The 24,790-nt window shown below is 61.9% G+C and carries 21 protein-coding genes; 4 read left to right on the top strand and 17 right to left on the bottom strand.

The annotated features are described in order from the left end of the window. Window positions 1-2: 2 nt before the first annotated feature. The 8 genes from D1227_RS03695 to D1227_RS03730 form a co-directional block, all read right to left on the bottom strand. Window positions 3-623 (bottom strand): hypothetical protein, encoded by a 621-nt coding sequence (locus D1227_RS03695; RefSeq protein ID WP_119403811.1) that lies wholly within the window; start codon window positions 621-623, stop codon window positions 3-5. A gap of 197 nt (window positions 624-820) precedes the next feature. Further along, on the bottom strand, window positions 821-1,660 hold the full coding sequence (locus D1227_RS03700; RefSeq protein ID WP_119375885.1) for a CheR family methyltransferase: 840 nt from the start codon (window positions 1,658-1,660) through the stop codon (window positions 821-823). Between the two features lie 72 nt (window positions 1,661-1,732). Next, window positions 1,733-2,098 (bottom strand): response regulator, encoded by a 366-nt coding sequence (locus D1227_RS03705; RefSeq protein WP_119375886.1) that lies wholly within the window; start codon window positions 2,096-2,098, stop codon window positions 1,733-1,735. A gap of 65 nt (window positions 2,099-2,163) precedes the next feature. Beyond that, window positions 2,164-2,820 carry a histidine phosphotransferase family protein gene (locus D1227_RS03710; protein WP_119403812.1) on the bottom strand — a complete coding sequence of 219 codons (657 nt, stop codon included), beginning with the start codon at window positions 2,818-2,820 and terminating at the stop codon, window positions 2,164-2,166. 77 nt (window positions 2,821-2,897) lie between these two features. Beyond that, window positions 2,898-3,137 (bottom strand): hypothetical protein, encoded by a 240-nt coding sequence (locus tag D1227_RS03715; protein ID WP_119403813.1) that lies wholly within the window; start codon window positions 3,135-3,137, stop codon window positions 2,898-2,900. An 8-nt stretch (window positions 3,138-3,145) separates the two neighbouring features. Further along, window positions 3,146-3,499: a YdbL family probable chaperone protein gene (locus D1227_RS03720; protein ID WP_119403814.1), complete on the bottom strand. Its 354-nt coding sequence runs from the start codon at window positions 3,497-3,499 to the stop codon at window positions 3,146-3,148. 9 nt (window positions 3,500-3,508) lie between these two features. Next, window positions 3,509-3,718: a YnbE family lipoprotein gene (locus D1227_RS03725; protein ID WP_233349617.1), complete on the bottom strand. Its 210-nt coding sequence runs from the start codon at window positions 3,716-3,718 to the stop codon at window positions 3,509-3,511. 54 nt (window positions 3,719-3,772) lie between these two features. Next, window positions 3,773-7,072, bottom strand: a complete 3,300-nt coding sequence (locus D1227_RS03730; protein ID WP_119403815.1) for an intermembrane phospholipid transport protein YdbH family protein — start codon at window positions 7,070-7,072, stop codon at window positions 3,773-3,775. Window positions 7,073-7,280: 208 nt separating this feature from the next. Here D1227_RS03730 and D1227_RS03735 point away from each other — a divergent pair, with 208 nt between their 5' ends. Then, a complete protein-coding gene (locus D1227_RS03735; RefSeq protein WP_233349615.1) occupies window positions 7,281-8,639 on the top strand; it encodes a peptidoglycan DD-metalloendopeptidase family protein in 1,359 nt (452 codons plus the stop codon). A 98-nt stretch (window positions 8,640-8,737) separates the two neighbouring features. Here D1227_RS03735 and D1227_RS03740 read toward each other — a convergent pair whose 3' ends face one another. From D1227_RS03740 to D1227_RS03780, 9 genes are all read right to left on the bottom strand, one after another. Next, window positions 8,738-9,088: a UrcA family protein gene (locus tag D1227_RS03740; protein ID WP_119403817.1), complete on the bottom strand. Its 351-nt coding sequence runs from the start codon at window positions 9,086-9,088 to the stop codon at window positions 8,738-8,740. Window positions 9,089-9,299: 211 nt separating this feature from the next. Further along, window positions 9,300-11,927, bottom strand: coding sequence for an ATP-dependent chaperone ClpB (gene clpB / locus D1227_RS03745; protein ID WP_119403818.1), 2,628 nt, complete (start codon window positions 11,925-11,927; stop codon window positions 9,300-9,302). A gap of 193 nt (window positions 11,928-12,120) precedes the next feature. Beyond that, window positions 12,121-13,005 carry an RNA polymerase factor sigma-32 gene (locus tag D1227_RS03750; RefSeq protein WP_119375895.1) on the bottom strand — a complete coding sequence of 295 codons (885 nt, stop codon included), beginning with the start codon at window positions 13,003-13,005 and terminating at the stop codon, window positions 12,121-12,123. Between the two features lie 184 nt (window positions 13,006-13,189). Next, a complete protein-coding gene (locus tag D1227_RS03755; protein WP_119375896.1) occupies window positions 13,190-13,717 on the bottom strand; it encodes a CarD family transcriptional regulator in 528 nt (175 codons plus the stop codon). Between the two features lie 156 nt (window positions 13,718-13,873). After that, window positions 13,874-14,215: a ferredoxin FdxA gene (fdxA, locus tag D1227_RS03760; RefSeq protein WP_119375897.1), complete on the bottom strand. Its 342-nt coding sequence runs from the start codon at window positions 14,213-14,215 to the stop codon at window positions 13,874-13,876. A gap of 67 nt (window positions 14,216-14,282) precedes the next feature. After that, entirely contained in the window at window positions 14,283-14,726 is a 444-nt protein-coding gene (locus D1227_RS03765) for a tellurite resistance TerB family protein (protein WP_119403819.1), read from the bottom strand. After that, window positions 14,726-15,019 (bottom strand): S4 domain-containing protein, encoded by a 294-nt coding sequence (locus D1227_RS03770; protein ID WP_119403820.1) that lies wholly within the window; start codon window positions 15,017-15,019, stop codon window positions 14,726-14,728. The genes D1227_RS03765 and D1227_RS03770 overlap by 1 nt, the downstream gene beginning before the upstream one ends. Beyond that, window positions 15,016-17,754, bottom strand: a complete 2,739-nt coding sequence (locus tag D1227_RS03775; protein WP_119403821.1) for a helicase-related protein — start codon at window positions 17,752-17,754, stop codon at window positions 15,016-15,018. Before D1227_RS03775 ends, D1227_RS03770 begins: the two co-directional genes overlap by 4 nt. 51 nt (window positions 17,755-17,805) lie before the next feature. After that, window positions 17,806-19,527, bottom strand: coding sequence for an ArnT family glycosyltransferase (locus D1227_RS03780; protein WP_119403822.1), 1,722 nt, complete (start codon window positions 19,525-19,527; stop codon window positions 17,806-17,808). Between the two features lie 212 nt (window positions 19,528-19,739). Here D1227_RS03780 and D1227_RS03785 point away from each other — a divergent pair, with 212 nt between their 5' ends. From D1227_RS03785 to aguB, 3 genes are all read left to right on the top strand, one after another. Continuing rightward, window positions 19,740-22,820, top strand: coding sequence for a TonB-dependent receptor (locus tag D1227_RS03785; RefSeq protein ID WP_119403823.1), 3,081 nt, complete (start codon window positions 19,740-19,742; stop codon window positions 22,818-22,820). A 92-nt stretch (window positions 22,821-22,912) separates the two neighbouring features. Continuing rightward, window positions 22,913-23,917, top strand: coding sequence for an agmatine deiminase family protein (locus D1227_RS03790; protein ID WP_119403824.1), 1,005 nt, complete (start codon window positions 22,913-22,915; stop codon window positions 23,915-23,917). Continuing rightward, a complete protein-coding gene (aguB, locus tag D1227_RS03795) occupies window positions 23,914-24,759 on the top strand; it encodes an N-carbamoylputrescine amidase (RefSeq protein WP_119403825.1) in 846 nt (281 codons plus the stop codon). The genes D1227_RS03790 and aguB overlap by 4 nt, the downstream gene beginning before the upstream one ends. The last annotated feature ends 31 nt before the right edge of the window (window positions 24,760-24,790 follow it).

Here is a 24,790-nt window from a genome sequence, read left to right on the forward strand (position 1 = left end):
CCTCAGACCGTCGTGGACGGTTCTTCACGAAGCATCATGATTCCCGGCAGCAGGACAATCAGCGCGGCGGCGACGGCGGCGGCAAGAAAGAGTTCCGGCGTGTGCATCATGATGACGGTGATTCCGACAAAGGCGATCCCGCCCCAGCCAGCAACGATAAGCCCCAATGAGCGCGCCATCAGGCCGCTGACGAGCTGCGAGATGCCGTAGACGCCGAGAACCAGCGGGATTGACCAGTTGAAACCGGGCGATGCGGCGCCGTCCAGGAAGGATTTGATCATGACCCCGGTAAAGAAGGAAAACAGCACAAAGCCCGATGCCATCCAGACATTGGCCGATGCCCGGTTTCCGGCCGAGGACGCCCCCGGCTTGTTGGAGGGGAAGAGGAAGACCAGTGCAAAATGGCCGGCCAGGGCGATGACGATGAAGCCGATCCACATCATGCCGATGGCATCGGCGTTCAGGCCGCCGGCGCCCTTGAGGATGGCGTAGTGTCCAGGATAGGCCGCCGTGACGAGTAGCCCCCACCAGACAAGGAAACGGCCGCCCAGCAGCGGAGCGGATGCGCCGGACTCGGCGACTTCGCGCACATAGGCCAGATCATCGGAAAAATTGGCTGACATTTTCGCTCTCCAAATAACTTTGAATTACAAAGTAATTGAGTGATGTTCGAAAATCAAGCCCGTCTTGTCGTGGCCGGTCGACATGTCTTGCGGGAGAGGGCGGCGGGTATGGGTTCGGGCGCGCTGTCGCCAGCGCCGTGCCGCGCAATGATTTCAGGGAAGGGCTTCAGGGCGCGATGCGCCGGCGCGTCTGGCCGTCAGGCGGCTTTTGTCGCGAGCGCGCCGCGGGCGACCTTGCGGGTGTACCCGCCGCGCAGGTCTCGTGACGGCTCCAGACCGTCGATCAGCCCGGTCGCCGTCTCATCCTTGCCGAGGATGAGCACGCCCCCGTCAGTGAGCTGGCGGGCCAGGTTCAGCAGGGTCTGGTTACGCGCCTCGCGGGTCATGTCCTTGATGACATTGCGGCACAGGATGACATCGAACAGGCCCAGGCCGCTGGCATCGTCCAGCAGGTTGTGCGTGCGAATGCCGATGCGGTCTGCCAGCGTGCTGGTCACCTGCCATTGGCCGTCCGGCTGGCGGGCGAAGTGTTCGAGCAACCGGTGGATGGAGAGGCCGCGCTGGACATCGAAATGGCCGAACTTGCCGGCCCGGGCCGCTTCCGAGCAGGCGTCCGAGATATCTGTTGTCAGGATTTCAATCGGCCGGTCGCGGAGCTGGTCGGATTCCTCGAGCAGGATTGCCAGTGAATAGGCTTCATGGCCGCCCGCGCCGCCGGCACACCAGATGCGCAAGGGCTCCTCGCCCGCCGATTCCGCCATCATCGGCAGGATATGCGAGGCGATACGCTCCAGCATGTCGCGTTCGCGGAAGAAGCTCGTGAGCTTCGAGGTCAGCGCCGCCACGGTTTCCTTGTGAAGCTTCGTGTTCGGGCGGGCCTTCAGACAGGCGACCAGTTCGGCAACCTCGGAAAAGCCTTCACGTCGCAGGATCGGCGCGAGCCGGGCCTCGATAAGATAGGACCGGGACTGCGGAATGAGCAGGCCGGCGCCTTCGCGCGCCAGGTCGGCTATTTCCTGATACACTGACTCGTCCATGATCGGTCTTCCGACGGCCCATCTTGATTCTTCAGGCGTTAACAGATGGCGCCTTCAGGTTAATAAATTGCTTTAGACGAGGCCGACTTCCGCGAATTTGCTTTCGATGATGTCTGCGTCGAAGGGCTTCATGATGTACTCATTGGCCCCGGAGCGCATGGCTTCACCGATGTGTTCGGCATCATTCTCGGTTGAGCAGAACACGACGACTGGCTTGTCGCCACCTTCCTCGCGGCGCAGCGCCCGCAGGAAATCCAGCCCGTTCATCACCGGCATGTTCCAGTCGAGCAGGATGGCATCGGGCATGTTCGACCGGCAGGAGTCGAGTGCGTCCTTGCCGTCTCCTGCTTCGATGACGTCGAAATTCATGTCACGGATGATGCGCCCGGCGACTTTGCGGACCACGCGCGAATCATCAACGATCAAACAGGATCTCATTGCCTCACCCCGGTATGTACCGTCGATCAAGACGCCAGTTGACGCCAATCGAGTTAACGCTCCGTTTATCCCTCGGCACTCAGGCCGGTCGCGAGGACCGCAATCTCGGCGTCGCGCTTCTCGACCGAAAGCTGGCCGCCAAGACCTTCTGCGATGATGCGCGTGAAAAGCGGCTGGACCGTGCGGGCCGACCAGCCGTCCTGCGGCTCCTTGCCGGCGGCGGCATCGGCGGTGTCGTCGCGCAGCTTGAAGCGCTCACCTGTGGCCGTGACGCTGACGCCGAGCCCCTCGGGCTGGTTGCGGACCTTCACCGTGATCGTCCCGCCGCGCGGCAGGCAGTCGACGGCCATCATCACCATATTCATGATCAGGCGGGCATGGGAAAAGCTGAGATGCTCGGTCTCGATGTCCCAGACCACGGCTGGTTTGTAGTTGTGACTTTCAACAAAACGTTCGGTGATCGTCTTGGCGTCGTGGATGTCGGCGGCGCCCTTCGACAGGCCGACCGAGCCGAAAGCGTAGCGCAGGAATTTCAGTTTCGAGGCCGCGCTGTCGGCGCCGTCATGCAGCAGCTTTTCAGCTTGCGCCCGCATCTCCGATTCCTGCGGCTCGTTCATGAAGTCGAGCGCGTTGGTGATGGACGATACAGATGAAACGAGGTCGTGGCAGATTCGCGATGCGATATAGGCAGACAGGTGTGCCGGGTCGATCGTGGCTTGCATGGCTTGGCCCCTTTAGGTCAGGCAGAAACGCTAACCGATTCGTTTGGCCCTTGGCTTGCCCTAAAGCGGGCGATTTGTCACCCGTCGAGGTCTTCCGGGCGCTCAAGATCGTCATGTCCGGATCTTGCGGAGTGGAAAAGTAGCCAGAACAGGCCGCCAGAGAGCGCAAGGCTGCCTGCGGCGCCCAGGCCATAGGCGATCCAGCCATGCAGGCTGAGCGTGACGCCCATATCCCTCCACATCGCCGCGACGGCCCAGCCCGCAACAAGGAGAGCGATGATGGCGCCGGCTATGGTCGCGATCGTGGTGCGTGTCATGAAGAAACCTATTTCTTCGTCCAGGTCCCGGATTCATCCATCACATATTCGCCGCGCGCGGCCTGGCTGATCAGCTTTTCGCCCGTGACGCGGGCAACCTGCTCTGTCGTTGTGCCGGTCTGTTCGGCCAGCTTGTCATAAGCAGCGCGCCGCTTGTTGTTGATGTCCTGGACAAGGCGCATGAGCGAGGCGTCAGCGCCCCCATCGACGATGCCCAGATAACCGTCGATACGCTCACCAACGACTCCCTGGTCCTTGGCGGCCTCGATCTGAGGGTCACCGGCATTGGCACTGCCGGCAAACATGACGGCGGCCCCGGCCACCAGGACGGCTGTTATCAGAATACGGAAAAAAGCGGTCATGGCGGGTTCCTAGAACAGGTCTGGATTGGAAGAGATGAGGTCCTCGACTTCCTTGTCGAGCTTCACGCGGACTTCCTGGTCGATCTTCACATTGAGATTGATCGTAATCGGCTCGCGCGGGGCTTCCAGGCGGACGGTGGGGGTGCATGCCGCAGCAAGCGCGGCTGCGCCAAGGGCAAGGACGGGGAGGCGTTTCAAGTGGGTCATCTTTCTGGTCATCCTGCCATCATGGCTTGTGTGCGCTGAACGATAATTGAATGGCTCGTGACTTGTCTATTCACTCTGCTCAGCGTTTTCAGGTGTTGCCTGGTTCCGCGCGGCGACAGATTCGGCCACGACGTCATATAGCCAGTCGGTGCCGGTCGCTCTCTGGCTCGAGCGGATCAGCTGCATGAGCTTTGAATCCACGCCGATATTGAAAACGAAGGGCGCGCCTTGCAGTACGGCCGGTGAATAACCGGCAAGCTTCATCGTGATCAGCATGTCTCCGCTGAGATTGCCGTCAGCGCGGATTTCCAGCACCGAGAAACGGAAGTCCCGCAGGGCATTGAAGGCGAGCTCCGCGCGACTGTCGGCTTTGGATGCCGACTCGGCTGCCTTGCCGGTATAGGCGATTGTTCCCCCCTGATCGTCCGCCGTCAGGACCGCGTCGCGGATATAGGTGTTGGGGCCTGCGATCTCGACCGGGAAGGTGCCCGACACCGTCCCTTCAGCCTTCAGGTCCGGCAGGTTGAAGACATCGACCAGGCTTGTGAGGCTGAGCGCTTCGGCGGAAACCTTGATTACGTCTCGCGTGCCGGCAATCGTCCAGTTGGACCGGCCTGCCAAAAGATGCCCGCCCGCGAAGGGCCATTGCGCGCGCTCCAGGATGGCTTCCGTCGCGCTGATCAGCTGGAAGACGATCAGCCCGTTTTCTAGCGGGATGCCCGGGTTGATCTGCCCGATCCTGATCTCCTGGCCGGGCGGGCTCGACAGTGTCAGGACATTATCGAACGCGATCCGGCCATTGACGCCTCGCACGGCCCCGAGGCGAAGTGTGTCAAACCCAAAGTCCGAGACCGAGACCCAGCCAGTGCCCGATGGTTTGCCGCCATCGATCGTGAAGTCGGCATGGGCGGACAGCTCTCCCTGGGCGTTCGAAAGAAAGCCGCGTACCCGTTCGCTCAGTGCAGTGGGCTGAAAGCCGCCCGGCTGGAAAACCAGTGGCGGCGTGGAGACGCTGGCCGTCCCATCAAGTGTGTCGAGGGCGAGCGACAGTTCGGCATTGGCCACGGTCTGGCCGGCGCGCGGGGTCGTCAGCGGACCGCTGACCGTCATGATGCCATCCCGGAACGTCGCGCTGAGCTGTCCTGTCAGCGGTTCATAGAGCGGGTCGTCGCCTCGATCGCGCATTTTGACATCAACGGCCTGTCCGGATCCGCGCAGGCCGGCAGGTGGAAGGGTTGCATCCAGTGAGGCGCTGGCCAGGCTCAGATCGGCCGGCAGGATGCTGCCCGAAAACTCGCTGAATCCGACATTCGCACGGAGCGTGATGGGCCGCCCACTTTCGAGGCCCAGAGTCGGGTCGCTGGATGTGATCACCAGAGTCTTGCCGCCGATCGTCAGCGGCGCACTCATGCGGCTGGCTTCAATCTCGATGGCGGCCCGGTCACCCGCGCGCCAGTCCAGCGTCGCATCTTCCAGCGACAACATGCCATCCGTCGAATTCGACGAGAACGGTATGGAAACCGAACTGAGGTCGAAGCGTCCAGAGGCCACGCCGTTGGACCTTTGAATGACGCGCCCGTCGATTGGGCAAAGCTGCAAGGTCGTGTCGGCGATGCTTATGCCGCCGCCGACGCGAACGCCCGTTGTGTCGAGACCAAGACAGCGCGTCTTGTAGACCTGAACCCGCAGGCCGGCCTTGTCGAATACCGCGTCGACCCCGCCAAAAAGGCGCGTGTCGGACAGGTCCATGCCGTAGAGCGGGCCATCGACGCGAATCTCGCCAACTGCTTTCAGGCGCGGCACAGCGCCTGCCGTTGTAAGGCCGATCTCATTGAGGTCTGCTGCCAGGGTCAGCCCGCCGGCCGTCCAGGGCTTGAGCGATGCGCCGCCGGTTTCGATCCGCAAAGGCGTGCCGCCGCCAAACCGCAACGACCGTATCAGGCCGGCGATCCGCGGCGCGGTGCCGCCGGTCAGGTTCATGAGGCCGGTCAGCTCCGTCCCGCTGTCGGACAGGTTGACGGCTGGTTGGGTGCCCTGCGGCGCAAGCGTCAGGACGGCCCCTTGCGGCCCTTTCGCGGTGACGGTGCCAGTCGAGACCACGGACCAGGCATCCTCGCCGCCCCATCGGGCCTCCACACCGCTTCCGAAGCTGAACTGCGAGGCGGCCCTGTCGAGCCAGCCGGCGAAAGCGTCTGCATGCGCATCGAAAGCGATATCGAGGGCGAGCCGCCTGGTGATCGCTTCGCGCAGCGATGCGCTCAGCGCCGCGCCCTCCAGGACAAGATCGCCGCTGGCATCGAAGGCCGAGAGGCTGTCTTCGGTGTGAAGCTGACCGGACAAGGTCGCCCGCCTCGCTGCCAGCCGGGCCTGCTGGAGGTCGGCGCTATCGAGGGCGAAATCAGCCATCAACCGGTCTTTACCTTCGCGGGAAAGATCGATGGACACGTCTGAATGGCCAGCAGACAGAAAGGCCGTTTCAACTGTTTCGACCGTCCCCGATACGCTCAGCGATTCCAGTCCCGACAGCGCACGCTCACGTGGACCGAGAGACGGGCCGCGCGCCTTCATCTCGCCGGAGAAATCTGCGCCGGTCAGGCTCATGCCGCGATAGGCAAGGCGGCCGATGCCCGCTGTCCAGCTGGCGGCTGGCTGGAGCGATCCGGCCATATCCAGCGTCAGCCGTGCATCGCGCACAGACAGGCCTTCGAACTCCACCTCGACAAGATCAAGGGTGGCGTCACCATCAACCCGCAGGCCGGAAAAGCTGAGATCCACCATGCCGGTCTTCAGGATCAGGCGTTCATCGCCTGTGTTCAACTCCACCGGTTCAATCTCCACCCGGACCTCGCCTTCATAAGGCAGACGGCCGGTAAATTGCCCGCTGACCACGAGCGGTCCGGCCGGCGTGGACAGTTCAAGACGCGCGTCCGAAATGGCCACGGTCGGTGGATCGGCCGACGGGGCCCCGCTCGTCGGAATGAGTGTTTCGAGGCCGCCAAAGCTGACCGGCGTGTCGCCTTCAGCCTCGTACTGCCCTCTCAAGACAGGCCGGGTTACCGTGACCCGGCGGGGCTGGGGCTGCAACAGGCCGGGCCAATCAAGATCAATCCGCGCCGCTGCCGCCTGCAGCGGTACGCTGCCGTCTGGCCCGGTCATGACCAGGTCGCGAACTTCGATCCCGCCGGGGCCAAGCGCGTCGACTTTCAGCGTGCAGACAAAGTCTTGCGAAGTGCACCAGCGTGAGACAGCCCAGCCGGCCAGGGGTCGCCGGAAAGCCCAGCTTGCGGCTATCAAAAGCAGGAGACCGCCAAGCAGGATCAGGGCGGTAAGCAGCCATGGCCGTGCGCGCGAACCCTGTTTCGCCATATCCTAACCTGCCCAAAGTTTAATGACTGTTGCTGCTTTCAAACGCATCAGCCCACTTGCGTGAAAGCCGGTCGCGAAATTAAAACGCTTCCGGGCCGGTTTACTTAATCCTTTCGCCTTAAAATGGCGAGGATGGAGATGCCGATAGGGGTTTGCTATACTGTTACCCCATCGGGTTGATGGAATACTGACCAAGGAGGCCCTCCAGTTGAGTATCAGTTTGTCACGAGGCATGACCAGCCTCGCCCTCCTGACCGCCCTCGCCGGCGTAACGACGGTCTCGACGCTTTACCTTGTCGGCCAGTCGCGCGAAGCCGAGGCGCAGACGCCCGTGCCTGTCACGCTCGCAACGCCGCTGGCGGCGACGGTGCTGACGGCTGAGGAGCTTGGCGATCCGGTGGTGGCTGAACGCCGGGAGGCGGCGCTGCGCCCGCGCCAGACGCTGATCGAACTCGTTGAGGATCTCGGTGCGAACCGGTCCGATGCGGCCCTGTCGCTGAAGGCGCTCTATGAAGCAGACCTTGTCGACCCGCGCCGCGTTCCTGCCGGGTTGAAGGTGAATGCCTATTTCCGCGGGGACGGTGAGACGGCGCAGCTGGCTTCGCTGTCGATGTCGAATGAGGCTGGCAAGCAGATCATGTCGCGCCGGATGCCGGATGGTAGTTTCCGCCCTTTGCTCCTGCGCGCGCACACCGAGCCGGTCGCAAGACGTATCACGGCAACCATCGATACCAGCATTTACGAAACCGCGCTGAGCAAGGGCGCCCGTGACCAGCAGGTGGTCGATTTTGCCCGTGTTTTCGCCTTCGACCTCGATTTCCAGCGCGACATCCATCCCGGTGACGAATTCGAGATGGTGTACGAAGAAATTGTCGATGAGCGCGGCAATCATGTGCGGACCGGCGATGTGATCTACGCGGCGATCAACGGCAAGGCGCTCGACAAGGCCTATTACCGCTTCACGCCCGGCGATGACGGGATGACGGACTTCTTCGACACCAATGGTGATGCGGCAACAAAGTTCCTGATGAAGACGCCAATCAATGGCGCGCGCCTGTCGTCAAATTTCGGATACCGGCGCCACCCGATCTCCGGCTACAACAAGCTCCACAAGGGGACCGATTTCGCGGCTCCGAGCGGAACGCCCATCTATGCGGCCGGACATGGTACGATTGAACGGGCGAACCGCTATGGCGGCTACGGCAACTATGTCCGCATCCAGCACAAGAATGGCTATGAGACGGCCTATGCGCACATGCTGCGCTTTGGCCCGGGCATCCGGTCCGGGCGCCGGGTCCGCCAGGGCGATATTATCGGCTATGTCGGCTCCACCGGCGCATCAACAGGGCCGCACCTTCATTATGAGGTGCTGATCAATGGCAAGCAGGTCAATGCGATGACGCTGAAACTGCCGACGGGCCGCAAGCTGTCGGAGAGCCCGGAAATCTTGGCTGAGTTTGAACAGGTTCGCGCCAGCATCGATGCGCTCCGCCTGGGCGGCCAGATGATGGCGTCCGGGGACCGCGACACGGCCATCGAACCGGGCGATACACCGCCGGCGCCCTGATTGCTCAATTGCCGCGCATAAAAAAACGCCCCGGTCGAAATCAAAGGCCGGGGCGTTCTCTATTTTTTTGCGAAGCGCGCAGGCTTCGTTTCTGCGGCTTAGCGCGAAGCCAGCTGCAGACGCTCGGATACGGAGTCGGTGTAGTAGACCGAAGACGCGTATTGCGACGACAGGTTCGTGTTGGAAATCTGATCGACAGCCTGGAACACGAGGTCCTGTGCACAAACCTTGTCCACGGTCAGGCCGAGGGAAACGGCCGAAACCTTGCGGCAGGCCCGTTCGGCCTGGGTTTCAATGCTGTCGAGCACCTTCGCAGCACCGTCTTCGGATGCCAGAAGGGCCTTGTCATAGGTGAATGTCGCGCTGACTTCGGAGTACACGGTGTCGGCATGTGCGACGCCGCCGAAGATCGAGAGTGCGAACAGAATGGAGGAAACGCTTTTCTTCATGGTAATTGCCCTTTTTGCAGTTGAGCATTGCGGATCGTTGTCCGCCCCTGAGTGCCCTGCTTTTCGCGGGTGCAATATTACTTTCTCGCACCCGCAGCATTTTTAAAGGCATAAAAGTGCAGGACACCCATGCATTTGAACATACCGAAAAAAGTTCAGCCCCGCCAAAGCACTGACGGGGCTGAAACAAAAAGTGAGGTGATACCGGGCTTTAGTTGAGCGCTGCAGCGCCCTTGGCAAAGTCGTTGGGAACACCATTGATCGACAGGCTGCCGCCTTCAACGTCGACCGTTACGGTACTGTTGTCAGAGACCTTGCCTTCAAGCACCAGGCGGGCAAGCGGGTCCTGCAGCTCTTTCTGGATGACCCGCTTGAGCGGACGGGCGCCGTAAACCGGGTCGTAGCCGCGGTCGGCCAGCCAGTCGCGAGCCGCCTTGGACAGGTCGACCTTGATCTTGCGGTCGGCCAGAAGTTTCGCCAGGCGGTCCATCTGGATGTCGACAACATGGTCGATCTCTGCGCGACCAAGCCGCTTGAAGAAGACGATCTCATCAATCCGGTTAATGAACTCAGGGCGGAAGTGTGCGCGCACAGCGCCCATCACAGCCTCGCGCTGGGCATCGCTGATCTCGCCAGCCTCACCCGTTGCGAGGGCGTCGGCGCCGAGGTTCGACGTCATGATGATGATCGTGTTGCGGAAGTCGACCGTCCGGCCCTGGCCATCGGTCAGACGACCGTCGTCGAGGACCTGCAGCAAGGTGTTGAACAGGTCCGGGTGGGCCTTCTCGACCTCATCGAACAGGATCACCTGATAAGGCCGGCGCCGGACCGCCTCGGTCAGCACGCCGCCTTCCTCGTACCCGACATAGCCCGGAGGGGCGCCGATCAGGCGGGCAACGGAGTGCTTCTCCTGAAACTCGGACATGTCGAGCCGCAGCACGGCGGTGTCGTCATCGAACATGAATTCGGCGAGCGCCTTGGTCAGCTCGGTCTTGCCGACGCCGGTCGGGCCGATGAACAGGAACGAGCCGACAGGCCGGTGCGGATCCTGGAGGCCGGCCCGGGCACGCCGGACGGCATTCGAGACCGCTTCCAGCGCCTCATCCTGGCCGACAACCCGCTTGCGCAGCTCGTCTTCCATGCGCAGCAGCTTCTCGCGCTCGCCTTCCATCATCTTGTCGACCGGGATGCCGGTCCACTTGGACACGACGGCGGCGACATGCTCGGGCCGCACGACCTCCGAGACCAGACCTTCCTTGGCCTCACCATCATCGCCTTCGCTTCTTTCGACCGCGGCAATGCGGGCCTCAAGCTCGGGAATAACGGCGTATTTCAGCTCCGAGGCCCGCGAAAGGTCGCCGCGCCGTTGGGCTTCCGCCATTTCGGCATGAGCCCGGTCGAGCTCCTCCTTGGCGGAGGCGGCGCCTTTCAGCTTATCCTTCTCGGCGGCCCACGCGGTGGTGAGCTCGTCGGACTGGGCCTGCAGATCGTCGATCTGTGTCTCGATGGCTTCCAGCCGGTCTATCGAGGCCTGGTCCTTCTCCTTCTTGAGGGCTTCGGCCTCGATTTTCAGCTGCAGCAGGCGCCGGTCGATCTCGTCGAGCGCTTCCGGCTTGGAGTCGACCTGCATCCGCAGGCGGGACGCAGCCTCGTCCATCAGGTCGATGGCCTTGTCCGGCAGGAACCGGTCCGTGATGTAGCGATTGGACAGCGTGGCAGCGGATACAATGGCTGCATCCGAAACCCGAACGCCATGGTGGGCTTCATAACGGCCTTTCAGGCCGCGCAGGATCGACACCGTGTCCTCGACAGTCGGTTCATCGACATAGACCGCCATGAAACGGCGGGCGAGGGCCGGATCGCCTTCCACATACTTGCGATACTCATCGAGCGTCGTCGCGCCGATACAGTGGAGCTCACCGCGCGCGAGTGCCGGCTTCAGCAGGTTGGACGCATCCATGGCGCCATCGGTCTTGCCGGCACCGACCAGGGTGTGCATTTCGTCAATGAACAGGATCACGCCGCCTTCGGCCTGTTCGATTTCCTTGATCACGGCTTTCAGCCGTTCCTCGAACTCGCCGCGGAACTTCGCACCCGCGATCAGCGCGCCCATGTCGAGGGCGAGCAGACGCTTGTCTTTCAGGCTTTCGGGCACATCGCCATTGATGATGCGCAGCGCGAGGCCTTCGGCGATGGCGGTCTTGCCGACACCGGGCTCACCGATCAGCACGGGATTGTTCTTCGAGCGGCGCGACAGGACCTGGACGGCACGGCGAATCTCCTCGTCACGTCCAATAACAGGATCCAGCTTGCCAGCGCGAGCATCGGCCGTCAGGTCGCGTGTGTACTTCTTGAGGGCTTCGTAGCCTTCCTCGGCATTCTCGCTGTCGGCGGTCCGTCCCTGACGCAATTGTGCGACGGCCGTTTCCAGCGATTGCGGCGTCACACCGCCCGTCTTCAGGGCATCGGCCGCTTTCGAGCCGGTGAGGGCGGCCAGGGCGACAAGAATACGTTCGACTGTGACGAAGCTGTCGCCGGCTTTCTTGGCGCCCGCTTCGGCGTCGGCAAAGAGCTTGGCTGTTTTCTGGTCGAGCCGCAGCCCCGCGTCTCCCCCCGATACGGATGGCTGTGCGCGGATGGCTTCTTCGGTCTTCTGCTGGACGAGCTCGGGCTTTCCGCCCGCCGCGCGGATCAGGTTCACCGCGAGCTGGTCGCGATCCTCGAGCAGGGCTTTCAGGATGTGTTCGGGCAGGAATATCTGGTGGCCGGCGGCAAGTGCGGCGGTTTGCGCCGATTGCAGCACGCTGCGCGCCCGTTCGGTATAGGTGTCGAAATTCATGTTTATCCCCTTTCAAAGGCAGACTGTCGTGTCCATCCAGCCGCCATGGAGAATGCGCACGCCGGACGTGTATTCCACCTGTCCCGCTTAGCGGCAACAGGCTTCGAAAGGGATATGGGAATATACATAGGGGGCCGCAAGATGGCCCCCTGAAGTCTGGATACGAAATATGGACGACAGATTCCGGCCGGCGTCAGCTGACAGGAATAAGGCCTGTGTCCTCCGGGTCGCCCACAATGGAAACGAGCGCCTTGCGCAGCTTTCCGAGCGCCTGGTGTTCGATCTGGCGAACCCGTTCCTTGGAGATGCCGAGCCGCTTGCCAAGCACTTCGAGCGTGACCGTGGTGTCGGTCAGGCGCCGCTCGCGGATGATCAGGTTCTCACGTTCGTTGAGCGTCTTGAGCGCTTCAGCGATCCACTGCTTGCGACGCTCGCCATCGCGGCTTTCCATGACGCGCTCTTCCGTAACCGCCGTTTCATCCTCCAGCAGGTCCTGCCACTGGGCTTCGCTGTCGGTCGCAAGCGGCGCATTCAGCGAACGGTCTGAGGCTGACAGGCGGGAGGCCATCGCCTCGACATCGCGCTCCGGCACGCCGAGATGGGTCGCAATCCAGTTTCGGTTCTCGACGCTCATGACGCCGTCGCCAGTGTCGTCGATTTTCGCGCGAAGCCGCTTGAGATTGAAAAAGAGGGACTTCTGAGCCGCCGTCGTGCCGGTGCGCACGATCGACCAGTTCCGCAGGACGTAATCCTGTATCGAAGACCGGATCCACCAGGAGGCGTAAGTTGAAAAGCGAACCTGCCGGTCGGGGTCGAAACGGGCAGCAGCCTGCATCAGGCCGACGCTGCCTTCCTGGACCAGGTCAGCCAGCGGCAGGCCGTAATGACGGAACTTAGACGCCATGGAGATGACCAGCCGCATATATGCGCCGGTCAATTCGTGGAGGGCGGCCTCGTCCTGTTCATCCCGCCAGCGTATTGCGAGATCCTGCTCATGCTCCTGGCTGAGCATGGGTTTTTTCATGGCGCTCCGGACAAAGCTGCGATCTGCGGGTTCGGACAGGGTGGAAGAGGCCATGGGTCACTCCTTGCTGGTGCAATTGTTTGTTCCTAACGCCCTTCTTACGGGTTCCCATGAGAGGCGGATCACCCGCAGTCCGCCCGTGAAGGAATGATATTTCCAATAGCAGCCATAGAAAAAGCCCCACCTCATCAAGGCGGGGCTTCCAATTTTCTGATCGGCGCTGGGCCGTTGACCGGACCTAGGCGGCTTTCTTCTTGGCCAGCGACTTGGCCAGGCGCTCCATGGCCGTCTCGTGGTCGGTGTTCTCGACAGCGGCCAGTTCGCGCGCCATGCGGTCCAGCGCGCTTTCATAAAGCTGACGTTCCGAATAGGACTGTTCCGGCTGGTCTTCGCCGCGGTGCAGGTCGCGAACGACTTCCGCGATCGAGATCAGGTCACCGGAATTGATCTTGGCTTCGTATTCCTGGGCGCGGCGTGACCACATGGTCCGCTTGATGCGGGCCTTGCCGCCGAGTGTTTTCAGGGCGTCGTCGACGAGCTTGGAGCCGGCCAGGGCGCGCATGCCGGAGGCTTCTGCACGGTTGGTCGGAACCCGAAGGATCATCTTGTCCTGGTCGAAGGAAACAACGTACACTTCAAGCGACATCCCAGCGACTGTCTGCTTCTCGATCGCGGTGATCGTGCCGACCCCGTGTGCCGGGTAGACGACGGATTGACTGATCTTGAAGTCCATTTCCTGGATATCACCCTGTGCTTGTTTTGCCATGGAATCGTGTGCCTTTCTACGCAACAAGAGCCCTCACCCTCCGGTGACATCTTAAGTCGATCCGGAGATGTGTTCGGGCTCCCTCAAACGGTTTGACCGTTAATATATATCAGAAAAACGACTATTTCACAACTGCCTTGTGACGAGCAGTTTGCTTCAGTCGCCAGTGCCCGGATTCGAACTGAAGTATTTTTCCAGTTTTCCCGTTTCCTGCGCGAACTCTTCGCGGTCGGCAGGCGGCTCTTTCATCCGGGTGATATTCGGCCAGACCTTGGCGTATTCTGTATTCAGCTTCAGCCACTTGGAGTCCGGGTCGTCCTCGGTGTCGGGCTTGATCGCCTCGACCGGGCATTCCGGTTCGCAGACGCCACAATCGATGCATTCATCGGGATGAATGACGAGCATGTTCTCGCCTTCATAGAAGCAGTCGACCGGGCAGACTTCGACGCAATCCATGTATTTGCAGCGGATACAGGCGTCGACAACGATATAGGTCATGGGCGTTTCTGGGCTTTGTTCTGGAGTTTTGCGCGCAGCATTTGGCGGCTTCGGCCTTCGGTGTCAATCACTGAGGCTGGCGCGATTCAGCGCGGCGCCTGGCCTGGGCCCGGCGAATGTCATCGACATGCAGCAGGCTGGCGACATGCCGGATGAAAGCTTCCTCGAACTTGCAGGCAGCGCCATCGGTCAGCGATACACGATAGAGGCCCTCGATGACGCGCACGCGGTCGAGCAGTGGCAGCTTCTTCACATGCTGGGTGAACTGGTGGGCGCCCGCAGCATCCTCGGCAAGTTCTTCGCCCTGCGCTAGGACTTCATCGACGCGATCAGCATCAAGGCCGAGGCTTTCGAGCAGGATTTCAGCGATCTGATCGCTTTCAAGATTGGCGTACACGCCGTCGACCAGCGCGGCTTCGACCAGCAATGCTGCCGCAGCGACCTGCGGATCAAGGTCGCGATCGACCGGTGCCGACCGTCCCGCAAACCATCTTTTCAGCGCTTCAAGCATCACCCATCTCCTGTATCCCGGGCTTCGAGCCTTTCATATAGCTGCTGAGCCTCGCTAGCAGGGCCGCGGCGCGTACCGAAGTCTACCACACGCAGCTCTATTATTTGCGCACCCAGCGGCAAACTTACAACATCTCCGACTGCAAGCCTGCTCGCTGGTTTGTTTAGTTTTCTTGTCACGCCATCGCGGGTGACGCGCACGCCCCGTCTTGAAATGAAGCCCGAGGAAAGCGACCGCGTCTTGAAGAAACGGGCGCGCCAGAGCCAGACATCGAGGCGGACATCCTCGCTTATGAGGAAGCCTCCGGCGTCTCGGGCAGGGACTGTGGCGGGTTTGCCGGCGCATCCTTCGTATCGCTGGCGGTCTCTGCCGGGGCCTCAGGCGCAGAATTAGAAGGCGGTTGGGGCGGCTTCTTCTTTTTCTTCTTCTTCGGCTTAGGGGGCGGTGGCGGTGGCAGAAGGCTCGCCAGGGCCGCGAACGGGCTATCGGGATCCGGCTGGCGCGGTGCCGGCCGCGAGGCGCGTTGCGGACGGCCCTTGTTTGGCGGCTTGCCTTGCTTGCCCTTGGGCGGGCGATTGCCGGCGGGCTTGTTGCCGCGCGGCGGCCCGTCAGAACGATGGCGTGAAAGATAGCGCCACTTGGTGACGGCGCCGGTCTCCGGATCCTTTTCAGCCGGCGCGAGGCCAAAGCCTTTCACGATGGCGGGAAACTCGTCGCCCGGACAGGAGACGACAGAGGCAAGCTCAGCCGGTAGTTCGAAAGCCGGGGTGCCTGCTTCCTTGCGACGCTTGGAAATCTCCCAGCCGAGGCGTTCGGCGAGATCGGCCCGTACGGCGCGCTTGCCAAACCGCAGATAGCCCTGTGAGTGCAGCTCGCTTTCGGCCCACTCGCCATCGAGCGGAAAGGAGCCTGCTCCCTCCGGAGCGACACGGCGGCCTTCGCCGGTCTGGCTGGCCTGCAGGATAGCGATCATGCGCTGGGCTGCCGGCTTTTGCGCTTCGGGAATATGGGCTGCCACGCGGCCTGTCCGCAGCCCGGCCGCTTTCATGGCCTCGCGTTGTTCCTTGGTGACGTGCGGCGGCGGGCTTTCCTCTCGCAGATCAATCGCTGCGCCGCTTTCAAGCAGGCGGAAGGCGAGGCCGCGCGCCATCCCTTCCAGTTCCTTGCCGGTCTCGCCGGTCTTCAGCTTGGCGTGCGTTGGCAGGACGCGCAGCATTTCGGCGCCGAGCCATTCTTCGACACGCTTCAGGGCGGCGTCCTTGCGATGGGCTTCGGCATCGTCGGCGCCGATCAGCTCCAGCCTTGGCGCCAGCCAGTCCGGCCCGGGCAGCAGGCGCGCAATCTCGGCATCCTTCCATGTGATCGTCCCGGCATCCGTCAGGTTGAACGCTTCGGCCGGCGCGCCAGCGATCTCGCCGAGACGTTCGGCCATGATCGGCCCCAGCGCCGAGACGGCGGCCGAGCGCACGGCCTTGCCCTCGAGCGTCTTGGCCGTCGAGGCCGGCTCGAAATGCAGGCCGACAAGTTTGCCGACGACGTGGCCTTCAACAGTCACTTCGCCATTTTCCGACAATTCGGTCACTAGCAGGTCTTCCCTCTTCAGTCCGGCAAGCAGGGCCGTCGTGCGGCGGTCAACAAAGCGCAATGTGAGCGCGGCGTGAAGGGCATCAGACAATCTGTCTTCGATTTCACGTGTTTTGTCGCGCCAATAGGCTGGATTCTCGAGCCAGTCATCGCGGTGGGCCGCATACGTCCAAGTGCGGATCATGGCAAGCCTGTGCTGGAGACTGGCAATGTCAGGCACATTGGCTTCGAGGTTCTCAAGGCGTCTGGCCATGGCCGTGTCACCGAGGCGGGCATCCGGATCGGCCAGCGTTTCAGCGAGGCCCAGCACGAGGCGCCCATGGCCTTCATGGCCTGCCTTTCGGAAGTCCGGCAGGCGGGCGAGGTCCCAGAGACGGCGAACCTTCGCCTCGCCGCGCACATCGGGTCCAATCCCGGCATCCTCGGCCATCCGGCGCAGCACCCATTCGTCGAGCGCATGCGGATTCTGGCGCAGCGACGGGTGACCGGACGGACGGGCAAGGCTTGCGATCAGCGTCTTGATCGAGCGGTAGTCGAGGTCGGAATTGCGCCATTGCAGCTCATCGACAGGGTCGAAGCGGTGCTCCTCAATGGCATGGATCACGTCTTCCTCGAAAGGCGGGCAGTCACCGGTCTCGCCAAACTCGCCGTCTGATCGGAAGCGTCCGGCGCGCCCGGCAATCTGTCCGGCTTCTGCGGCCGAGAGCCAGCGGTGACGGCGCCCGTCGAACTTCGAGCGCGCGGCAAAGGCGATCCGGTCGACATCGAGATTGAGCCCCATCCCGATTGCGTCTGTAGCAACGAGATAGTCGACTTCTCCAGACTGGTAGAGGTCGACCTGGGCATTGCGGGTGCGGGGGCTAAGCGCGCCCATGACGATTGCCGCCCCGCCTTTCTGGCGCTTCAGCAACTCGCCAATGGCGTAGACCTGTTCGGTCGAGAAGGCGACGACGGCTGAGCGCTTGGGCAATTTGGTAATCTTGGCCGGGCCGGCATAATGGAGCTCGGAAAAGCGTTCGCGGGTTGTCGTGTCGACTTCGAGATCGAGCTCGCGGAGCACGCCGCGCATGGTTTCGGCGCCGAGCAGCATGGTCTCGGACATGCCTCTCGCTTTCAGGATCCGGTCCGTGAAGACGTGGCCCCGGTCATCATCCTCGGCGAGCTGGATTTCGTCCACGGCCAGGAAGTCGACCCGCTTGTGGACCGGCATCGCCTCGACTGTGCAGATCCAGTAGCGCGTATTCGGTGGCTCGATCCGCTCTTCTCCGGTGATGAGCGCAACGGCCTTTTCCCCTTTCGCCTTGACCACGCGATCATAGACCTCGCGGGCCAGCAGGCGCAGCGGCAGGCCGATCATGCCGGTGGCGTGGCCCATCATCCGCTCGATGGCATAATGCGTCTTGCCTGTATTGGTCGGCCCGAGAACGGCCTTCAGGGAACTCATATCGTCGAGAGTCTCAGGGAAAGGGGGGAAGGTTCAAGGAAAGAGTGGCGATCAATCCGCAGCCGGGCAAGGCTCGGGTGCACCCATCGTCTGGTTGTCAAAGCGTTCGACCCAGTCCTGCGTCCTTGGCAGCGGGTCAAAGCCAGATGCGCGATACAGCACCAGGCGGCGGACGATGGGGCAGCCATTCGAACGTTCACCCAGATCGACACTGACCTCGCCGACTCTCGCGAAGGTCTCGAAGTCTGCGGCGATCGCCGGACGCCGGTTGGGCCTGTAGCTGGCGATCAGGACATTGTCGTCCAGCGCATCGGTCAGCGGGCGCTGCTCGGCAAAACTGTGGGCGCCTTCATTGTAGCGCCACAGCAGGAGCGGCGCCTCGATGCGGTCTTTCAGGTAGAAGTCCAGACCGTGCCAGATTTCGCGTTCGTCAACGACGAGCGCGCTGGGCGTGCCGTTTTCGTCAACGAAACCGACAAGCTGGTCGGAAATCGCGTCCCAGCCTCGCGTGCGCTTGAAGGCATTGTCGAGGCCCAGCGGGCCGACCATGGTGTTGGCGAAGATCATGATCGCCATTGTGGCGGAACCGATCAGCGTGTGAATGCCGAGCCCCGTCCAGAACAGGCCTTCCGGCTTGAAGCGGGCCAGGAAGGCGGCGGCCGTGATGGCGGCCGCAAAAGTGAGCCCCAGGCCGAGCCGCGCCATGATGGTGAAATCCGGTATCAGCAGGCAGCCGAAGGCGGTCAGCCCTGCAATCCAGAACCAGAGCGGCCGGTTGGGTTTCGCCCGCAGGAATACCAGCGCGATGAAGACGGACGCCGCCGGATAGGCGGTGGCGGCCCAGTTGGCATGGGCGCGCGACAGGATCGACTGGCCGAGGATGATCGCCAGGACTGGCACGATGAAGCAGGCGAGCCACAATTCCTTGCGCGCCGCCTCTCCGCTGACCGTTCGGTTCATGAAGGTCAGCCCGGCGACCAGACCGAGAAAACTGATCGGGCCGAAGACACCCATCTGGTCTGCGAGGAATTTGAAGGCGTGCTCGGGATTGAAAAGGTCGCCCCCAAGATTGGCATTGTCGACCGTGTGGCCGACGGTCGCGAAATCATTCTGTGCGTTCCAGACAAGGTGCGGCGCGAAGACTGCGAGCGCGGTGAGCGCGGCGGCCACGCCTTTCAGGCTCAGGAAATGGCGTCGTGACGGGCCGTCGAAAACGATGATCAGCGCAAGCCCGATCACGAAGTAGAGCATCGCATACTTCGCCAGGAAGCCTGCGCCGATGGCGAGGCCCAGCGAGACAAAGCCGATCCAGCCCGCCTCGCCTTGCCGGACGCGCCAGGTCAGCCAGAGCGCCAGTGCCCAGATGGGCATCAGCACGCCATCGGTCGACAGGACCGTCGATGACAGGAAGACGGCCGGCATGAGCGCGTAACCGATGGCGGCCATGAGCCCGACCTTGGGACCGGCCATGTTCCGGCCGAGCAGGAAAAGGCACCAGGCGGCAATGGTATGCAGAAACGGTGCGGGCAGGCGAATGGCCCATGCAGAGTCGCCGAACACCGACGTGGTCGCGTGGATGAGCCAGGCGATCAGCGGCGGTTTGGAGTAATACCCCCACTCCAGCGACTGACCCCAACGCCAGTATTGAGCTTCATCGGCGTAGAGCTCGAGCGGCGTCAAAAGTATGCAGATGAGGCGTACAATCAGAAGCCCGATAAGAATCAGGGCTGTAAAGCGCGCGGCCGTGTCTCTGTCGTGTACGCTGTTTACCATTTGGAATGCTGCTAGCGCGGGCGTCAGACTTTGACCAGCCCCGCTCGGCTGGTGTGGCTTTTTTGCAAGGGTTTATGGGCGAATGTTGCACCGCACAGAAGCGTTATGAATCTGTCACAAAACTGTTACACATGGCTAATAGAGCCCGCTGTAATTGGCTTTGGCATGTGTCTGAAGGGGCCGAAGCCGTCCAACCGAAGAAGGGGTTCTTCATGTCAAACTGGAAGCTTCATTCCGGCGTCGCTGCGGCCATTATGGCAACCGCCGCGATCGTCGCACCTGCCGAGGCGCAGGTCACCACGTCCGGCATCCGCGGTAACGTCGTCGATTCCGAAGGCGCGCCGATTGCAAATGCCGACATCATCGTCCGTGACGAGGCGACCGGGCTTACCCGGACGACCACGACCACGTCGGCCGGCCAGTTCGTGATCCGCAACCTCGGCGTTGGCGGCGACTATACCGTGACCGTCATGGCTGACGACTATCAGAGCCAGGAAATCACGGGCGTCCTGCTCAGCCTGGGCAACACGTCCGACTTCGACTTCGTTCTCTCCGAGGGCGACCGTACGATGGATACGATCGTTGTCACGGCGTCAGCTTCCCAGCTGGCCCCGGTTGCTGTCGGTCCGTCGGCCTCTTTCGGCCTCGAGACCCTGCAGAGCGCTCCGGCGATCAACCGCAACATCACCGACGTTCTGCGTCTCGACCCGCGCGTCTATGTCGATGAGTCCCGCGGCGACCTCAACGCCGTTCAGTGTGGCGGCAAGAACTCGCGCTTCAACTCGCTGACCGTCGATGGCGTGAAGCTCAACGACAATTTCGGCCTCAACTCCAACGGCTACCCGACCGAGCGTATCCCGTTCTCCTATGACGCGATCGACCAGGTTTCTGTCGAACTGGCACCGTTTGATGTCCAGTATGGCGGCTTCTCGGCCTGTAACATCAACGCCGTCACCAAGTCGGGTACGAACGAGTTCCATGGTTACGCGTTCGGCGACTACACCAGCAACGATCTGCGCGCCGACAGCCTTGAAGGCGACGAGATCACGACCGGCGACTATGACGAGTACCGCTATGGCTTCGGTCTTGGCGGCCCGATCATCAAGGACAAGCTGTTCTTCTTCGCCGCTTACGAAAAGCTCGAAGGTGCAAACCTCTTCGACCGCGGCCCGATTGGCTCGGGTGCCGTGAACGAAGTGAACATCACGCAGGCCGAAGTCGACGAGATCGCAGCGATCGCTCGCGACATCTACGGTTACGATCCGGGCGAAATCCCGTCCAGCTTCGACAACGAAGACGAGAAGATCCTCGTCAAGCTCGACTGGAACATCACCGACGACCACCGTGCCAGCTTCACCTATAACTGGAACGATGGCTTCAACATCAGCCAGTCCGACGGTGACAGTGACGAGCTGGAATTCTCCAATCACCTCTATGAGCGTGGTGCGGAACTGACGGCCTATGTCGGCTCGCTCTATTCGGACTGGACCGACAACTTCTCGACGGAAATCCGCGTCGGCTATTCCGAACTCGACAACCGTCAGAATTCTGTCGGCGGCACGGACTTCGGTGAAATCACGATCGAAACCGACGACGTCGACGTCTACCTTGGCGGCGACGACTCGCGTCAGGCGAACAAGCTGTACTACGAAACCTTCAACCTCGCACTGAAGGGCTTCTACACGGCTGGCGCTCACAACTTCTCGTTCGGTTATGAGCAAGAGTCGCTCGACGTGTTCAACCTGTTCGTCCAGCACGTCGAAACCGAAATCGATTTCGACCGGAACCCGAATACGGTTGGCGCCTTTGACCGGGCGATCGAGAACTTCCGCCTCGGCCTAGCCGACAACGTCAACTACAACAACGCACCGTCCGGTGATCCGAACGATGCGGCCGCAGACTGGGGCTATGCGATCAACACGCTGTACGCCCAGGACGAGTACGACTTCGGAAACGGCTTCACGCTCATCGCCGGTCTGCGCTATGACTGGTACACGACCGATGACAAGCCGGAAACCAACCCGGACTTCCTGGCTGATTACGGCTTCTCCAACGGCCAGACCCTGGATGGCGAAGGCCTTCTGCAACCGCGTGTTGCCTTCACCTGGGACGTGAATGACGACCTGGATGTTCGCGGCGGTATCGGCATCTACTCCGGCGGCAACCCGAATGTCTGGCTGTCCAACACCTACTCGGCGAACAACGTTCTCCAGTTCGGTGCCGACGGCGGAGCTTTCGGTCTCGAAAACGGCGTGACCTCGCTGTTGACCGACGTTGCCTACGGCATGTGTGAAGACGGCGTTCCGACCGGCCCGGGCTACTGCGTCCCGCAAGTGATGATCGACGCTGTTGCCGCTGGCGAAGGCTCCAACTTCGAGATCAACTATCTCGATCCGAACTTCGAGATTCCGTACGAAGTGAAGCTGGCGCTCGGTGCGACCAAATTCGTCGACGTTCCGGCCCTGGGTGGCGAGTATGTCGTGTCTGCTGACGCGCTCTACACGATCACCGAGAACAGCGCCGTCTGGATCCGCGGTGACCTCGAGCAGACCGGTACGACGACCGGCCCGGATGGCCGTGTCTATCCGACCTACTCGAGTGTTCGTGAGCCGGCATTCGTGCTGACGAACTCCCCGAGCGATGCTGAATCCCTCGTGCTGTCTGGCTCCATCGCCAAAGAGTACGACTTCGGTCTCGACTGGTCGCTGGGCTACGCCTACACCGACGCTGAAGATGTGCACCCGATGACCTCGTCGGTGGCCTTCTCCAACTATGTGAACCGTGCCTTCGGCGACCCGCAGGACACCAGTGCTGCGATCTCCGACTACAACACCAAGCACCGTTTCACGGGCCTCGTGAATTATGAGCGTGCCTTCTTCGGTGACAATGTGACGAGCTTCTCGGCCTTCGGTCAGCTCTCGTCGGGCCGTCCTTACAGCCTGGTCGCGGATATCGATCCGAACTCTGTTACGGGCTTCACGCCGTTCCTCGAAGGCAATCCCTTCCTGGCCGCCGGCGCTGTGCGTAACGGCGAAGAAGGCTCCTGGTGGGGCAAGGTCGATGTGAAAGTCGAGCAGGAATTCCTGCTGCCGAACGATCACACCGTGTCCGGCTTCATGGTGGTCGACAACTTCACCAACCTGCTGAACGACGAGTGGGGCATCCTTCGCGAGCCTGGCTTCCCGTCGGTCTGCACGGTCGATGCCTCTGGTACGCCGACCCAGCCTTGCGAAACCCGTCAGGGCGATGCGTCGCGCTACGAAATCCGCTTCGGTGTGCGTTACGAGTTCTAAGCTCGTCGCTAACCGCGCGAATACAATACGGAAGGGCGGCTCCATGCGGGCCGCCCTTTCTCTTTTGGGGAAGCTATGGCAAGTCGCGCCACATGAAGACGACTACACTCGCTCACACTCCGCCTGAATGGGCGCCCCAGTCCGCCGTCTGGGTTGGCTGGCCTCACCTGCGCGAGGCCTGGGCCGAAGATTATGAAGGCGCCCAGCGCGAGATCGCGGCGCTGATCAAGGCACTGGCCCCTGTCGTGACGGTGAAATTGGTCATCGGCGCGCCGCATTCGCGGCCCGAGGCCGTCGAGCTGATCGGGGACCTGGCAGAACTTTACGACGCGCCCATGGGTGATATCTGGCTACGCGATATCGGACCGGTCTTCGTGAAGTTCCGCAACCGGCTGGAGGGGCTTGGCTTCACCTTCAATGGCTGGGGCGGCAAGTATGAGCTGGAAGGCGACACAGAAACCGCTGCGGCCATTGCGCGACTGGAAGGTCACCCGCTCAAGCGTCTCGACTTCGTGCTTGAAGGCGGCGCTGTGGAACAGGACGGCGAGGGCAATCTTATTACGACCCGACAGTGCGTTCTGAATCCCAACCGCAATGCGGGGTGGACGCAAGACAAGGCTGAAGCCGCGCTGAGAGAGGCCTTCAATGCCCAGCGCATCATCTGGCTTGGCGACGGATTGCTCGGCGACCACACGGATGGCCATGTCGATAACATTGCCCGCTTCGTCGCCCCCGGTCATGTGATCTGCCAGACGCCGTCCGGCGATGATGATCCGAATGCTGACATTCTGCGCGCGATCGAAAGCGAACTGCGCGCGGCCGAGCTCCAGGTCTCGACCATCCCCTCGCCCGGACGGATAGAGGATGAGGATGGGGAGCCTGTTCCGGCCAGCCACATGAACTTTCTGATCTCGAACGGCCGGGTCATTCTGCCCGTCTATGAAGACGAGCATTCGAAGCGCGCAGAGGCGGAGCTGCAAGCGATCATGCCGGACCACGAGGTCATCTCGCTTCCGGCCAATCACATCCTGACCGGCGGCGGCAGTTTTCACTGCATGACACAGCAGGTCCCCGAAACCGAAGGAGCCCTTCCATGAACCGTACGCTGACGGTTGCCGCGCTGCAGGCCTCTTTTTCAAAGGATATGCAGGCCAATATCGACAAGGTATCGGGCCTGATCCGCGATGCCGCCGCGCAAGGCGCCGACGTGATCCTGCCGTCCGAACTCTTCTGCGACCACTATTTCTGCAAGGTCCAGGACGAGAAATTCTTTGCTACAGCCTATCCGTGGGCGGAGCATCCGGCGGTCGAGCAGCTGTCAGTCCTGGCGAAAGAGCTCGGCGTCGTCATCCCGGTCTCGATTTATGAAAAGGACGGGCCGGAATACTACAATTCCATCGTCATCATTGACGCTGACGGCACCCCGCTCGGCGTTTACCGCAAGTCCCATATCCCGGACGGGCCAGGCTATATGGAGAAGTTCTATTTCCGGCCGGGCAATACGGGCTTCCGGGTGTGGGACACGATGAAAGGGCGGCTCGGCGTTGGCATATGCTGGGACCAGTGGTTCCCGGAGGCCGCGCGCGCGATGACGCTGATGGGCGCCGACATCCTGTTCTATCCAACAGCCATCGGCTCGGAGCCGCATGATGCAAGCCTGGATACGGCCGCCCGGTGGCGCCGGGCGATGCAGGGTCATGCCGTCTCCAATGTCATTCCCGTCGTCGCCGCCAACCGGACCGGAGACGAGGAAGGACAGGTGTTTTACGGAACGAGCTTCATCGCCGACCATGCCGGCGAGATCGTTTCCGAGCTTGGCCGGGACGAAGAAGGCGTCATTACCGCCGAATTCGACCTCGACTTCCTCGACCGCCATCGCGCCGCCTGGGGCTTCTTTCGCGACCGGCGCACCGATCTCTACGACGTCCTGTTCGATTGAAGCGCGATTGAGCGCGGCGGAATAAAAAAAG

Origin of the sequence: Henriciella mobilis (genome assembly GCF_003576315.1) — a bacterium.
Lineage (GTDB): Bacteria > Pseudomonadota > Alphaproteobacteria > Caulobacterales > Hyphomonadaceae > Henriciella > Henriciella mobilis.